A 15,713-nucleotide genomic window follows, 5' to 3' on the forward strand; every position below is an offset into this window, starting at 1 on the left:
AATTATACACAATGACCCCGGAATCCTTGATAAACAAAGGATTTCAGGGACGTTTAAAAGTCTACTTTGGACGTATCGAGGTTCGAATAGAATAAGTGGTGGGCATTTTAATGCATTGAATATTTACTACATATTGATTTATAGGGATAACAATGTAAAGTGAGTTCTTCAGTGCTGGTTATTAAAACGATAATAAAGGAAAAATGTAGCATGGGGGTTTCTGTTTATTACACTTGTACGAGAAATCATCACCTTACCAACAGTGAAGAGCAAGTGATAACGGCCATCATTGATAAATACAATGCGGATTTTGAAATGAAGGATATTGGAGAGACGTTTTGTGTTTATGACTATGATAAGGATGAACCAACAGTGGTCTTTACTGGTTCAACAAAACTACCCCTTTCATATGATTTTGAAGATGCATTGCATGCGCTGTTTTATTGGTTATCCTGTTTGACGGATATTATGAGAAATATTTCTAATGGGGATTGGCATGTGCATCTGGATGATACGGATGCTATTTGGGATGAGGAAAATGGTTGGCAAATGGCGGAAGGTTAATATTCATTTTCCCAACAATGTACTAGAAATATCGAGTAGTACGCTGGAAAATACATAATTAGTTTTTGTAAAAATTAAATTAAGCAAAGATGGAATGGATCGTCTCTAGATGATCTTTTCCTTTTTTTTATGGGACAATATTTATTGCAACAAGGGACTAAGGAGGTAGTTTATCTTGGTAAGGTATAATAATTTTTGTGAGTGTTTTTTACAATATAATTTAGATGGTGTTAGTGGGTGTACCAGGTACACGAATAAAATTTAACTTGAAAGCACTTTATGCCCAATTTGCATTGCTACAATAATTCACAAAAGTTTAACTAATTACTAACAAATAGTAGTGAAATATTTACATTTTAGGTATTTATCCTTACAATCAAAAAAGTGGTTTTATTATAATTAAGTAGGTACATTAATTGAAATTGTATCGGGAGTTAGTACTTATGGTTACTCTTTTATTAGTTGGTTCGTTAGGTATTGTGTCATTTTTTGGCTATCAATTAACTAAAAATTAATGGTTGATAATTTTACGATACAAGCGAATGGGCAACTTGAGGCCATTACAAACAATATTGATCTTTGGATAGAAGGAAAACAAAACCTTCAACAGTCCGCAGCTGAACTTGATATTGTGAAAGAACAAAACATCGAAGCAATATTGGAATTTAATAGTCGCTTAGAGTCGGTTTTACCGAATACGGAAACAGCATTTGCCTTTATCGACGCGGAAGGTTTCGTTCATTTACCAGGGGGGTTAACCGTCCCTATCCAAGATGCTGAACATACGCAACGAGGGTTAAACGGAGAAATTACAACGATAGGACCTTATCCTTCAGCGAGAGATGGTAAACCGATTGCATTAACAGTTGCACCTGTACGCGATGCACAAGGAAAAGTCATTGGTGTAATCAATGGTGGTAATTACATGGATGACTTAGTTGAGATTATTTCAAGCGTAAAAGTTGGTCAAACAGGTCAAGCCGTTGTATTCGTAAGAGATGGTGCGATTGTTGCTCATCAAGACAATGATCTCATTTTAACAAAAAATATCGCTGATTTAGGTGAAGATGTGCTTGTTGATGTGTTAAATAAAGTGATGAATGAAGAATTTGCATCGATTCTTTTATTCTTCCTCATTAAAAAGATGCTTAAGCCATTTGATGCCATCAATGAAAAACTAGATGTGTTAGCTTCTAGTGAAGGTGATTTAACGACAAGAATCCCAGTTACAACTCGTGATGAATTTGGAGAAATGTCTACTCGATTTAATTTAATGTTAGAAAATCTACAAGGGATCATTTCAGGTGTGCTGCATAAAGGAGACGAAGTAAGTCATTCTAGTACTTTACTACGAGAGCAATTTGATGACATGTCCATTGTCTCGAAAGAAATTACAGAAACCATTCAAGAAGCAGCTACCTTATCCGAAAGTCAAATGGAAAGTTATCAGAAGAGTTTATCGTACATGGAAGACATCAGTAATAACGTTTTATCCATTTCTGATATTTCATCGATCGCTTCTAGTGGTGCTTCTGCCGCTTCACAAAACGCAGTGGACGGTAGCGAAAAAATTCATAGTTTAAACAAGCAAATGGACTTCATTCGACAATCTGTACATGAGTCCTCGACAATGATTAAAAATTTAGAAGCTCGGTCAAAAGAAATCGGTCAAATTTCCGAAATGATCACACATATTGCTACCCAAACAAACTTGCTTTCATTGAATGCCTCCATCGAAGCTGCACGTGCAGGTGAACATGGGCAAGGATTCAAAGTTGTGGCAGATGAAGTGAAAAAACTTGCTGAGCAATCAGGAGAATCGGCTCGACAAATCTCGGATATCATTCAGGAAATACAACAAGACACGGAGAAAACGAATCACAAAATGGACATTGGTATTGAAAATGTCCGTATTGGGATGGAACGTACACTTGAAGTGAATGATACGTTTGAAAATATCGTAAATTCTACAAAAACGGTTGCGCATCAAATCGAAGAAAACTTTAGTTCGATTGAATCTCTTGCCAATCACATTAAAGAAGTCGAAAAAATGATTAATAATAATGTGACGATCTCACATGAAGTGGCATAAAACTATAACACGGTTGCTTCTTCTTCTGAGGAACAATTATCTTCTATTTTAGAAGTGCAACAATCGGTCAAACATTTATCTGCATCTGCGGAAGCGTTACAAAAAATCTTAGGCGATTTTAAAGTGTAACGAAAAATAAATTAAAGCATGTTTAAGACCGCTAATTCGAAATTGAATTAGCGGTTTTGAACGTTTCTATATAATAGCATTCGGACTTGTTTTGAAAATCTGTGTATTTAGTTGATTGTAGTAAATGGAAAGAATTCTTCTACTTTTGCTATTAGTTTTCATCCAATAACCATGCTTAGCGGAGGTTATTGTGTGCAAGAAAAGCTCATGCATTTTTATAAAATGAAGTGAATTGACAGAATTGCGTTTGCACCCGGTGCACGATATTTTATTAATCAATGATACATTAACAATTAATTAAAAGAGCACTCCTTAATAAAACTCTCAAAAAAGACAGAGTGATTTACTTTGTTTCTTTGCATCATCTCAGGGTGCCATTGAACACCAACTATAAATCTCTCACCAGGAATTTCAATAGCCTCAATAACACCATCTTCAGCTTTTGCAGCTACTACTAAATTTTTCCCTAACTCTTTAACTGCTTGATGATGGAAACTATTGATTCCTATACTTTTACTTCCGAAAATTTTTGCAAGTCTACTGTTTGTCTCAATATTTGCTATTTGAGAAATATTTTCGATAGGGTATGACAATAAGAAGTGCTCATTCTTAGTAACACCATCTTTAGCAAGATCTTGATGTATAGTGCCACCAAGTGCCACGTTCAGAATTTGACAACCTCTGCAAATCCCTAATATCGGAATTTGATAGTTTTCTAATGCAGATTTGATTAGTGTCAAATCTACATTATCCCTTTTCACAGAAACTTCTCCAACAGCACTTGAAGGTATTTCATTATAACAAAGTGGGCTAACATCATTTCCACCAGTAAAAATAATTCCATCTAGCTTCCCAAGAATCGGGAGGATTGTTTCTGGATTTTCAACGACTGGCAAAATCACTGGAATCCCTCCAGCTTTCTCAATTGCTTGAATGTAGTCGTTTGCAAGAAGTTGCCATTCCTGGCTTGGTGCACCAAGGTGAGATACAACTCCTATCTGTCCATTTGGACTAAAGCTACAAGAAATTCCAATAATAGGTTTTTTCATAAAAATTCCTTCTTTCAATTCGTGTAATTTATGCTGCAATAGTATTGCTAGGCTTTTTATCGACTAGTTTATAAATGATAGTTCCTACAATAAAACCGACGATCGCAGGTATCAACCATGTGAAACCTTGAGAGCTGAATGGTATCTTTGCCACAAAGGAGTTAATGGCATCTGATTTAATACCTATTGCATTAAAAGCATCATTTAAACTAAAGGCGAATGTAAAACATGCTGTTCCAATATAAGATCCTCTATTTGGTATATACTTAGTAAACAATCCTAAAATAACAAGTGTAATCGAAATTGGATACAAAGCAAGGAATATAGGTGCAGCAGCTGAAATAATTGTATCGACTTTAACATTTGCAAAAATTGCACTTATTATTACGTTAATAGCAACCCAAATAGTATAAGGAATTTTATTCTTTGTTAGGTCTGTCAAGAAGTCACTACACGCACTTGTTAATCCGATTGCTGTAACCAAGCAAGCAAGTAAAACACTTAGTGCAAGTAGTGTCAGGCCGCCTTGCCCTAGTAATTTATTCATCAATTCTACTAACAAACTAGTTCTTTCGATGTTATTGTTTGAAATTACTTGGCTACCGGATGCTCCAAGATAGAGCAATCCTCCGTAAATTATGAAAAGACCAAGACCAGCAATGGCAGAAACATAGATTGCAACTTTCTTCAATTCTTTTCCAGCGTATCCTTTGGCACGGATCGCTGCGATGATAATATTTGCAATGAGCAGCCCAGTCAATACATCGGCTGTTTGATAGGATTGAACAAAGGCATTCAAAAATGGTTGCGATAAATTTGTTGAAATTGGATTCCCAATAGGAGAAAAAATGGCAACAACAACGATAACTAGTAGCAATCCAAATTTAAAAGGAGTGAAGAACTTTCCAATTATATCAATAACCTTTGCTTTGTTAGCAGAAACTAAAAACACAATAGCAAAGAAAATGATGCTGAACAAGTATATAGGGAAATTAGGGAAAAATGGTTTAATAGCTATTTCATAACTAGTTCCAGCAGTTCGCGGAACATTGATGAAAGTTCCAATTACTATCATGATGAGTGTACAAAACACTTTATAAAACCAAGGTGCTATCGGCTTAGTTAAGTCAGCAAATGTTCCTCCGCTGTTAGATACAGCGACGATCCCTAATACTGGTAAAATTACACCTGTAAATGTCATACCAAGTAACGCGGGTACCCATTCTGTTCCCGATGTAAATCCGATAAAGGGTGGGAAAATAAGATTTCCTGCTCCAAAGAATATTGAAAATGTGGCAAATCCAATAATAATACTGTCGATTAAAGTTTTATTCTTCATATTATTTCCTCCTAGGTTAACGCATTCTAAAAAAATATCTGACTATTGGAAATTTATCCGTTTATAATGTGTGTTTCTAACTCTTTAATCGCTTGGTTAATGTCTTTAGATTTAATTGCCTCCATTATTTGTTCATGTTCCTTTATATATCTAGAAATTTGATAATCTTTTCTTCTGTAGAAATATATGTTACTGAATAATCTTTCTACCATATTAGAAAGTGTTTGCACGAATAAGGAGTTTCCGTAAACTTCAATAAGTTGAAGATGAAAGGCAGAGTCCAATTTTAAAAATTGAAATAAATCATTGTTTTCAATACACTTTTTCTGTTCTTGAATGATTTCTTCAAGTATCTCAATTTGTTCGGAAGTCACCAATTTAACTATTTTAGGAATGGTAAAAACCTCCACCGCCAATCTCAGTTCATATATTTCTTCTAACTCCTGAACATTCAGTCCTAAAATTTGAATGCCATGTTTTGGAATGATTTTTACAAGCCCTTCATGTTCTAACCTTTGTAAAGCAGTCATTATTGGTGTTCTACTTATTCCAAGCTCAGCCGCTAACTGATTTTGGGAAGTGAAACCGCTTTCTAAAAAATCTCCCCTAATAATTTTGTTTTTAATTTCATCATACGCTGTTTCTTGAAGTGTTTTTCCTTTCAAGAAAATCCCTCCCTACGTTACATTCAACTTACATGTAAGTTGAATGTAAGATAAAATTTATATTACTCTGAATATTATGGAATGTAAATGTTTTTTTAGTGGATATTTGTTTGCACCTGATGCAAGGGATTGAAACCCAGTAAATGCAGTTCGATTAAGTCTGATTTATCAAGGTTTTAAGCAATCCCCAAATTAACTCAAAAAAATAATGATGGAGCATATGTGTGAATATTTTGGAGAGTATGTGATCTGTTTCTTAAAGCCTAAAGCAAATTGGATTTGATTTTCATATTTTCTAAAAAGGATTAGTTTGGAAATAAGAACGATATTTCAACACAATACCTTATTCCATTATTTAGAAAATCGGTCATTGAAAATACAAAATAATTCCGTTATAATGACTTTGTGTCTGAATAATCAGAATTTATAGAGCTGAGAGGTGGAAAAATAGGGACCTTAAATGGTTTGAAAAAAGAAGCTTTAAAAAGAGAAGTAAATAAAAACTTTTAAAGAAAAAACATTGAATGAATGGAATAGTGTTCTTGAAGATGGCAAATCACTTAAAGGAAAATATGTTTTCGGTTCGATTAAACAAATAGAGAGATAGATATAACAAAATAGTCTACTAAAGGGGAGTTGGTTAGAATGTTTACTGCATTAACACCATTGGATTGGAAAAGAAGAGCGATTAAGTATTACCCACAAAAAGTAGCGGTTATTGACGGAGAAAAACAGTTTACATATAAAGAATTTGGACAACGAGCTGACAAGTTATCTGCGGCACTATTAAAAGCTGGTATTCAAAAAGGCGATCATGTCGCAGTCATGCTCCCAAACACTCATTATATGCTAGAAAGCTTTTATGGAATTTGCCAAATAGGTGCTGTACTTGTACCTCTTAATTACCGACTAAGTGCAGACGATTTGGAGTATATCATTAAGCATAGTGACTCCAAAATGCTGATAGTGGATGAAGAATTTACAAGTCCTATTGAGGAAATTGAGAATCGTTTACCTTTTGAACAAGTTATCGTTGTTTCTGTAGAAGGCGAAACAAATTCATTGAATGCTGTAGATTTTGAAACATTTATCGAACAAGATTCCGATGATTTTACGCTACCAAAAATGGAAATTGATGAAAACCAACTTCTGACATTGAATTATACGAGTGGTACGACATCTAAACCTAAGGGTGTTATGCTAACGCATCGAGGGAACTACATGAATGCGGCCAATTTCTTGTATCATTTGAGTGTAAAGTATGATGATGTATATCTTCATACTTTACCAATGTTCCATGCTAATGGTTGGGGTGGAGTATGGGCAATTACAGCGGCTGGTGCAACGCATGTATGTTTAAGAAAAGTGGAACCGCAAGTTATTTTGAATTTATTTACAGAACATCAAATATCTTTATTATGTGGTGCACCGACAGTTGTTAATTTATTGGTGAATGAACCATTGGCTAAAGAAATGAAAATTACTACAAATCCGCGAATGGCAACTGCAGGATCCCCTCCAGCAGCCGCACTTATTGCAAAAGCACAAGTAATTTTAGGATTAAATATGATTCATGTGTATGGGTTGACTGAAACTTCACCATTCATTTTATACAATGAATGGAAAAATGAATTCGATGAGAAGTCACTTGATGAACAAGCTACAATTAAAGCGAGACAAGGAATTGAACTTGCTTTTAATGGGGAAACGAAAGTAGTTAACCAAGAAGATGGACAAGAAGTTGCATGGAATGGGAAAGAACTTGGTGAAATTGTCACTCGTGGAAATGTAGTCATGGATGGTTATTACAAAGATCCAGAGAGAACTGCTGAAGTGGTTAAAGACGGTTGGTTCTATACAGGAGACTTAGCTGTAACGTATCCTGATGGTTACATCGAAATTCAAGATAGAATAAAAGATATGATTATTTCTGGGGGAGAAAATATTTCATCCACAGAAATTGAGGGTGTATTATATAAACATCCCGATATTTTAGAGGTTGCAGTTATTGCGATACCTGATGAAAATTGGGGGGAAGTTCCAAAGGCAATTATCGTACTTCATAAAGGAAGAACAGTTACAGAAAAAGAAGTAATTGACTACTGTCGTTCGAATATGTCTCATTTCAAAGCGCCAAAATCAATTGAATTTGTAGAGGCATTACCAAAAACAGCTACAGGAAAATTGCAAAAATTCCGTTTACGTGAAATGAACTGGAATAGCCCTAGCAAAGTAAATTAACTAAAAAACTCACTCTGGTAGTTTAAAAAAACACATCAAAAGGACTTGTATATATGAAATTTAATCATATATGCAAGCCCTCTTTAGTGAAATAGGTAACTCAAATGTATGTAAAGTTACACCAGTTAAAAATGTACTGACTCAAGCTTATTTAACCAGTTATGAACTAATGCATTAAATACATCGGTTTGTTCAATTTGCAGGTTGTGACCAGCCATATCTAGCACTGCAAAGGTTGCTCTTGGATAATCTTCAATGAGTCGCCACACATCATGGTATCCGACTACATTGTCTTGACGGCCTGTGATAATTAATGTGGGATATTCAAGATTAGATGAAATATCGAATGTAAAACCATATCCATTTTGACGGATTTGGTTTAAGAATTCATGATTTGTTTGTTTGGAAGGAATTAAAATTTCATTTTGAAACCTCTCCCATTCATTTTGACCTTGCACGACCCCCATGGAGCAAAATTCATTCGCATCCTCTGGAGATAAATGTGATATTAAGTTGCTATCTCTTTTTAGAACGGTTTGTAGTGGTACTTCCCGTTCATCAAATTCAGGTATCGTCATCGGTGCCATTAGCAGTAACCCACGAACTGTGTCTTGCCGTGAATGGATTATTCCTCTAGCCATGTACCCGCCATATGAATTACCACAAATAATAAACGGTTGATCAGGGATAAGCTCGTCCAAAAGATGCAATATTGCTTCCAACATATCATCAGAGTTTTGAATAGAAGGTTGTGACTCGGAAAGCCCCATGCCAGGTAAGTCTATGTATATTCTTTTCCAGCCGCTACGATTTTCGAATAATGGTTCCATTGCGTGTAATATAACTTGATGGTCAAGTGTCCAACCGTGCAACAGGACGATGGGATATCCTTCGCCGATTATTTTATAGTGAATGGTCATATATTTGTTTCCCCTTTTCCTGTGAACGGTTTTACAGCTACTAGTTTGTTTGCAGCATGACAGTGATGAATATTATTTTCGTGCTCATCTTCAAACGTATAAGAACGGTATAAAGATATCGTCCAATCTTTATATAAATCTTGTAACTCTCCATCTTTAAAAATGCCATGAACAAATGGGGCTAAGTCATCAGGAATAGGAACTTCATCAGTGAAAACTGTGATAATATTACAACCTTTTTCATTTGTATGCTTCTTCATTTGATGAATTAAATGTACCCAATCAATGCGCGGCATAAAATGAAAGACACCATGCGAAATAATTAGATCAAACTTTTTTTCAAATGGGTAAGTTGCAGCGTCTTGTACATACGCTTTTAAATTATGTAGTTGATGGAGCTCTTTATAACGATTAATTTTAGCAATTCCTGATTCTGAAACATCAATTGCCTCCACGTTAAATCCTAATTTAGCTAAATAAATAGCATGTCTTCCATCTCCGCAACCAATATCTAATACGGTAGCATTAGGAGTTAATTTTTTAGTTTGCTCGATCACTTCCATGCTTGGATTACCAAAAGCGTAATACCCGTCTTCTTTATAATCTTTTTCCCAAAACGGTTGCATAAGTATAGCCCCTTTTCTTAATTAACTGTAAACTCTCTTAGCAAAAAAATTATAACATGGTAAAATATATATTGGTATATATATGGTAAATGACGTAATGAAGAAAATTTAAAAATCCAATATAAGGAGCGAAAATACATATGGCGAGAAAGAGAAAAACGTTACCGAAAAATTTTAATGAACTTATTGAGGCGGGCGATATTGTAGCATTACAAGAGGTATTTGCAAAGTGCGAGCTTGAAGCATATGGCGGTTATAGTAAAACAACAGCCTTAAGTTTTTTCAAAGTACCGGATAAATTTGTTCGCTGGCTCGTGGAACAAGGTGCAGATATAAATGCGAGAGACAATTACAAAAGAACGGCTTTACATAATCAGGCGATAAGTTGGCACGGGAATATTGAATTGCTTCTGGAGTTAAGTGCAGATATAGAAGCGTTGGATTATCAAAACGAGACACCTTTATTTGCCGCGGCTGCTTTTTTTAAACCAAATGCGGTGCGCACGCTCGTTGCTAAAGGCGCGAATATTAGCGCGGTCAATAGGATGAATCAGACGCCTTTAGATAAAGCGTTAACAGTATGTCGAAATATTGATATTGTCCATATAGTGGAAATTGCCGATATTTTATTGAATGCTGGGGTAACAATCACACCAAAAATGCAAGATTCCGTTAAGCGAATTGGAGAAAATTTTGAATTCCATAGAGAAGGTTTTAATAAAGAATATTTGAACGAAACGGATGTGGCACTTTCTTGTCTTTATGTGCTATTTGATGTTCCGCCAGTGGAAAAGCGAAAAACGCATGATGGTACGTCTCCAATAACGGTTAATTCAAAGGGCTGGCAGGCGCAACATAATGAGCTTTGGAGTTTACTAATTCCTTCACAAGGATCTGCACAAACCGTACAGGGTGAAGTTATCCGTATTACTGGCAAAGTTTCATACGAAATTTTAGATAATGGTGGCATGAACTGGGATAATGATTTCCGTAAAATGCTCAAAAGTTTGAACGAATATTTTAGCTTAGGTACGCCATTACATTCCGATGCACTTCAGGAGGCAGCCACTTTAGTGAAAGAGCTTAGCAAAGGCGATGGAGATGAAGGAACTGCGAGGCTATGCGAGTTGGCAGTGCAATGGGTACTTAGCAATCCCAATCCGATTACTTTAGAACAGCCTGAATATACGCGTTAATAGATTCCCTTATGCACTTACCACTTAAGAAAAGGGAATATTATTCTATAGGAACACGATAAACACATTTAAAGGGGATGAATTTTACAATGAGTTATGATGTTCAAATTGGAAGACTAATCAGTGGACGAAGAGAATTAGAAGGCAGGGGGACTTACCTTCAATGCACAACAGATCAAACGATTCTGGAAATCTCGACATTTGGTCCTGAGGATGGGATATTTATTAGCAGAAACGATATAGAGAATGCACTATACGACTTCTGTAAATCTGCTATAAGTAACTATATAGAAGAAGAGAGCAACGAGGATGTGTATACCTTCTCTATTTATACCGATAGTTATCATGGCAGCTATTTAGTGTACATAAACGATCAGGCTTCTTTAGAGGAAATTGCGGATGATTATTACACAAGTTATCAAGAAAATTACTTGAAAACGGGTAAGGAAATTTTTAAAGAAACAAGAGAGCAAGTATATAATTCTTGTAAATTTAGTGAAGGTGATTATTCCTTTATGTTTGACGAGATGCCTGATCGACTAGAAAGTTATCTTGAAACGATCGGTTGCGTTATCCAGGATACGCCTGACTATTTAAGGAATGAGAAGAACAACATTTTCGAGAAAACGATCATAGATTCGGAACTATTTTTAATTGCGATTGATGTGATTCATCGATTACAAAACGACCTAAAACAATTAAATCAAACGGATGATTTCATAGCCTACGTTTCAGCTGCGGATGGTGTTGGAGGGGATTATTTAACTTTAAGCCAGCTCATAAGGCAATGTGTGCCCGAAGATCAATTGTATAAAGCGATGCTAGACTTAAAGGATAAAGACCTGGAATTTCAGGCGGCTGTTGAAGCTACACAAAAACTCACCCTTGTTCAGCAAGTGGAACATTGGGTGACAGTTATAGATCGAGGAGAGTTTGGTAAAGGCAGCATGAGGAGCTTTTGGCGAACGGACTATGACGCCTACGAACAACTTGTGAAGCTTGGGAATCAAGTCATCCCACATATTCAAGAGCATCTGAACGGTGATCTTAAAAATGAGAGCAAGGAAATTCTCATGTTAGTATTGTCAAATCAGGGAGAACAAACAGACATCTTATAATCTCGTTACAAAACGATTATGGAGGTTATTCAAAAATGGCGGAACGAATACCATGTAAGACAGAGGGGTGTAGCGCAACAATTTTGCCAAGTACCGTAGCGAAAACGGGTGGAATTTGTATGCCTTGCTTTCAGGAGCGAGAACGAAAAAAGCGACGAGCTTATATAAAGCGGCATCGTATAGAAGTGAATCTTTATGAAGAATTAACAAATCGCATAGACATACTTAAAGTGATGCATGCACCGAGAAAACATGACCCGTTAATCCAATATATACCTTATCCATTATCTAAAGAGCAAATATACACATCATTATCAAAAGAAGAAGCAGATTGTATGCTGAAATATGCAATGAAATTACTTGCTTTACATAATGAAAGTGAAGCAGAAGAAATTTTATTATCTTTAGTGTGCTACCGGGATGGTTATGTATTAGATACTTTACCGATGCTTATACAGCACGGCTTGTTTTATAATCCGATTCTTTTTAAAGATGCACAACAAGACATTCAAAACCACATTCTAGAACGGGTGATGTGGGATGATGACAACCGAAATCACCTTCTACTTGCACTCGGCTGGATTGGAAATGCTGGCGTTATTGAGCAGTTTCGTGAATGGCAAATGCGGCCACCGAAATGGGTAGAGCAATTGCATGTAACACCTGAAACTTATGCACTTTACGGAGGGTGGGAGCTTACCGCTGACGGGAAAAGGCGTAACCTAAATAGTCAATTATGCTATGCCATTAGGAAAGCAGATCATCAAAATGGCAACTTAAATGAAAAACAGGATGCCCATTTTCTTAAGACAAGCGATTCTACATGTCCATGGTGCAAAAGGAAGTTAACGAAATTGATGGACGTAGCTACCTCTCATCCATCTTTGCAATACCTTGACTTAAAGATGGACAATTTGCAAGTAATGACTTGTGATTTGTGTGGAAGCTATAGCATGATTTATATGGAGCTCGGCAATAATGGAGTGCCTGTTTGGAGTCGCTATAATGAGCAACCTAATTATTTTCCTAATATTGATGATGTAAACAGCGAATCGGATCTGTCACCTCATTTAGTCCTTTCACATGAGCCACAATCACCGTATTTTGCCGCTGTTTGGACCATGTCACAATTGAATTCACAGATTGGCGGTTATCCGAGTTGGGTACAAGAACCAGAGTATCCAGTATGTCCTTTTTGTGAACGAAAAATGCGGTTTATCGGACAGATTGATTATGCAGAATTTGAAGAATATGCGGAAGGTATCTTTTATATGTTTTTATGTTCAACAGATAGCATTACTGCAACTGTTTACCAGCAAAGTTAAGGCTGTTCGTTTTGTCACGATATGGTGTATCACATAATAAATTTAACCTATACGACTTGGAGGGGAAACCATGACCGAGGAAGTAAAGACAACTGGATGGGATGCAATTGAAAAATCATTAACAAAGCTATACGGGGAGCAGGAGCCGAAACATTTTGGTACTATAATTTCTTATATGCTCGGTGGTCAAGATCCATTAGATGGCCTGAGTGCTTATAAAGCGGAAACACCTTCTCCGCACTGGCATATTGTAACTTTTGGTTTCTCGGAGCTTTATGAGAAGGAAATGAAAGATCCTGAATATAGTGGCTATGGGTTTGAGCTATCCTTTCGAGTGAGCCGTAGTCAGGATGAAGAAGAGCCACCTGCATGGGCATTGAATTTGCTTCAAAACATGGGAAGATATGTGTTTGGCAGCAACAATATTTTCGCATCAGGTGATTATTTAGATGCTAATGGTCCAATTTGCTTGGGAGCCGATACACAGTTAACTGCTCTTGCTTTCATACCTGATCCAGAATTGGATACACTGCATACACCTAATGGACGCGTGGAGTTTCTTCAAATGGTTGGGATTACTGAAGACGAGTTAGAGGCTATGAAAATATGGAATACAAGAGGTTTACTTGAAGCTGGAAAAGCAGAAGTTCCAGGCTATATTACAGATTTATCTCGAAACTGTATGCTGCAAGTCCCTGCTATTCAGGAAAGTGTTCAAAACGGAATAGATCGTGACGGTTCGAACACGGGCTATTTATTTGTGGATCAATTGGCTTGGGAACCCGGTAAAAATGGTTTGTTCAAGAAGAAACCATCTGTGCTCACATTAGGAGCGAAGCAAGCAAGTACGGTCGGAAATCTACTACGAGGTCGATTGCTGAAGGGAAAAGATTTGAGGTTAGTGAGCAAAGACATAAATGTAACGTTGGAGCATGATTTAACGACTGAAATCGAAATAAATGAGGGCACGGTCCATTTAAAACTGGATGAAGCGGTAATTAATGAACTCATGCACAAACTGCTGCCTAAAGAAGGAGAAATTCGATTGTGTTCTTCTAAAGACTTCATCGTACAAGTTGTGAAAACTTACATTAAAGATCAAGATGGAAATGTGACATCTATTATTGGATAAATAAGCGGGTTACTAGACAATAATGGCGATTTATTTGTTCTACTTCAAACCAAATATGGATTTCAAAAATTATTATAGATTTACTAAAAGAAGAAAGTTTAGGGCCTTGGTTGAAGGGTTTTGAACGTTTTTCTTTTTTTCTTTTTGAAAAAATCTGGATGCAATTACGTCGATGTGTAATTGATGAAACCCATTTCCTTTTCTAAAGAAAAAATATCCATGCAATCTGTAAGTAATAAACTGTCGATCTCTTCAATATTCAATTCATCGATTGTAGTATCAGCTATGCAAGTTAGACCAGATTCTCCCTTAATAGGTTCATTATTAATCCCTTAAGTGCTTACAGGTTTCTCTTCTTGCATTAGAATGGAAAGCGCAACACTTAACTCATTCTCACTAAATTGAGGATATGGATAGGCTACACTACACTAAGTTGGACAGATAAAATAAGGGCTAGTAAACTTAGATTATAATGGATAGTGCTATTATGACACTTCAACGTCGAACTGGAGAAGAAAAAAGGAGATAGAAGATGAAGCAAAAAAAATCTATAAAGTATAAAATTATCACGGGAATCGCTATTTTTCTAATAATAGTAGCTGCGGGATTTTTTATTTATGTGAGTTCATACTATAAGGCAGATTCGTTAGCCTTGGATAGTTTGAAAACTGACTCTTTCGTTAAAGTTGAAAAAAATGGAGATATATTATTTGAACCAGTATCTAATGCTAAAAATATAGGCTTTATTTTCTATCCAGGAGCAAAGGTAGAAACTTCAGCATATGCAAGTATAGCAAATGAAATAGCATCAAAAGGGTATACCGTTATTATTGCTAAAATGAAATTCAACTTAGCCATTTTATCGCCTAATAGAGCAGATCGTATAATAAGTAATTATGAAGATATTGATACTTGGGTTATAGGCGGACATTCTTTAGGAGGAGTGATGGCGTCAAATTATGCACTTGAAAATGGTGAAATCAAAGGTTTAGTATTGTTAGCATCCTATCCACAAAATAAAATAAACTTTACTGATAAACCGTTGAAAGTCTTATCATTATGGGGTAGTAATGATCAAGTTGCAGATTTAAACAAAGTAAAAGAGGCTAAAAATGTGATGCCAAGTGACGCAGAATTCATAGAAATAAAAGGTGGAAATCATGGAGGTTTTGGAGATTATGGAAATCAAAAAGGTGATGGTGAATCATCCATAACAAATAAACAGCAGATGATGGACTCAGCAACTTACATTATTGAACTTTTGGATAGTTTAAACTTAGAATAACATTTTAAACGGGTAAGTCACCTCGAAATAAG

The 15,713-nt window shown here is 35.9% G+C and carries 13 protein-coding genes; 8 read left to right on the forward strand and 5 right to left on the reverse strand.

Annotated features, from left to right (window positions below):
- Positions 1–210 precede the first annotated feature (210 nt).
- The gene (locus ACQKIH_RS03495) at positions 211–564 is read left to right on the forward strand and encodes a hypothetical protein (protein ID WP_427763475.1); all 354 of its coding nucleotides are present in this window, start codon (positions 211–213) and stop codon (positions 562–564) included.
- Between the two features lie 514 nt (positions 565–1,078).
- On the forward strand, positions 1,079–2,656 hold the full coding sequence (locus ACQKIH_RS03500; protein WP_427763477.1) for a methyl-accepting chemotaxis protein: 1,578 nt from the start codon (positions 1,079–1,081) through the stop codon (positions 2,654–2,656).
- Between the two features lie 422 nt (positions 2,657–3,078).
- Here the strand turns inward: ACQKIH_RS03500 and ACQKIH_RS03505 are convergent, their stop codons facing one another.
- From ACQKIH_RS03505 to ACQKIH_RS03515, 3 genes are read right to left on the reverse strand one after another with little or no spacing between them, the layout of a single operon-like run.
- The gene (locus tag ACQKIH_RS03505) at positions 3,079–3,834 is read right to left on the reverse strand and encodes a gamma-glutamyl-gamma-aminobutyrate hydrolase family protein (RefSeq protein ID WP_427763479.1); all 756 of its coding nucleotides are present in this window, start codon (positions 3,832–3,834) and stop codon (positions 3,079–3,081) included.
- A 28-nt stretch (positions 3,835–3,862) separates the two neighbouring features.
- Entirely contained in the window at positions 3,863–5,173 is a 1,311-nt protein-coding gene (brnQ, locus tag ACQKIH_RS03510) for a branched-chain amino acid transport system II carrier protein (protein ID WP_427763480.1), read from the reverse strand.
- A gap of 53 nt (positions 5,174–5,226) precedes the next feature.
- A complete protein-coding gene (locus ACQKIH_RS03515; RefSeq protein WP_427763481.1) occupies positions 5,227–5,838 on the reverse strand; it encodes a GntR family transcriptional regulator in 612 nt (203 codons plus the stop codon).
- Between the two features lie 645 nt (positions 5,839–6,483).
- Here ACQKIH_RS03515 and ACQKIH_RS03520 point away from each other — a divergent pair.
- Positions 6,484–8,079 (forward strand): long-chain-fatty-acid--CoA ligase, encoded by a 1,596-nt coding sequence (locus ACQKIH_RS03520; RefSeq protein WP_427763482.1) that lies wholly within the window; start codon positions 6,484–6,486, stop codon positions 8,077–8,079.
- A 125-nt stretch (positions 8,080–8,204) separates the two neighbouring features.
- Here ACQKIH_RS03520 and ACQKIH_RS03525 read toward each other — a convergent pair whose 3' ends face one another.
- Entirely contained in the window at positions 8,205–8,999 is a 795-nt protein-coding gene (locus ACQKIH_RS03525) for an alpha/beta fold hydrolase (RefSeq protein WP_057987580.1), read from the reverse strand.
- Positions 8,996–9,625, reverse strand: coding sequence for a methyltransferase domain-containing protein (locus ACQKIH_RS03530; protein WP_057987578.1), 630 nt, complete (start codon positions 9,623–9,625; stop codon positions 8,996–8,998). Before ACQKIH_RS03530 ends, ACQKIH_RS03525 begins: the two co-directional genes overlap by 4 nt.
- A gap of 140 nt (positions 9,626–9,765) precedes the next feature.
- On the opposite strand from ACQKIH_RS03530, the gene ACQKIH_RS03535 reads away from it, so the two are divergent.
- The 5 genes from ACQKIH_RS03535 (at position 9,766) to ACQKIH_RS03555 (ending at position 15,681) form a co-directional block, all read left to right on the forward strand.
- Complete coding sequence (locus ACQKIH_RS03535) at positions 9,766–10,821, forward strand: ankyrin repeat domain-containing protein (protein WP_427763483.1); 1,056 nt, start codon at positions 9,766–9,768, stop codon at positions 10,819–10,821.
- An 89-nt stretch (positions 10,822–10,910) separates the two neighbouring features.
- Positions 10,911–11,939 carry a DUF4303 domain-containing protein gene (locus tag ACQKIH_RS03540; RefSeq protein WP_427763484.1) on the forward strand — a complete coding sequence of 343 codons (1,029 nt, stop codon included), beginning with the start codon at positions 10,911–10,913 and terminating at the stop codon, positions 11,937–11,939.
- Between the two features lie 35 nt (positions 11,940–11,974).
- Positions 11,975–13,264, forward strand: coding sequence for a DUF1963 domain-containing protein (locus ACQKIH_RS03545; RefSeq protein ID WP_427763486.1), 1,290 nt, complete (start codon positions 11,975–11,977; stop codon positions 13,262–13,264).
- Positions 13,265–13,334: 70 nt separating this feature from the next.
- Complete coding sequence (locus ACQKIH_RS03550; protein WP_427763487.1) at positions 13,335–14,396, forward strand: suppressor of fused domain protein; 1,062 nt, start codon at positions 13,335–13,337, stop codon at positions 14,394–14,396.
- A 532-nt stretch (positions 14,397–14,928) separates the two neighbouring features.
- A complete protein-coding gene (locus tag ACQKIH_RS03555) occupies positions 14,929–15,681 on the forward strand; it encodes an alpha/beta family hydrolase (protein ID WP_427763489.1) in 753 nt (250 codons plus the stop codon).
- Positions 15,682–15,713 lie beyond the last annotated feature (32 nt).

It is taken from the genome of Solibacillus cecembensis (assembly GCF_050272495.1).
Taxonomy (GTDB): Bacteria; Bacillota; Bacilli; order Bacillales_A; family Planococcaceae; genus Solibacillus; species Solibacillus cecembensis.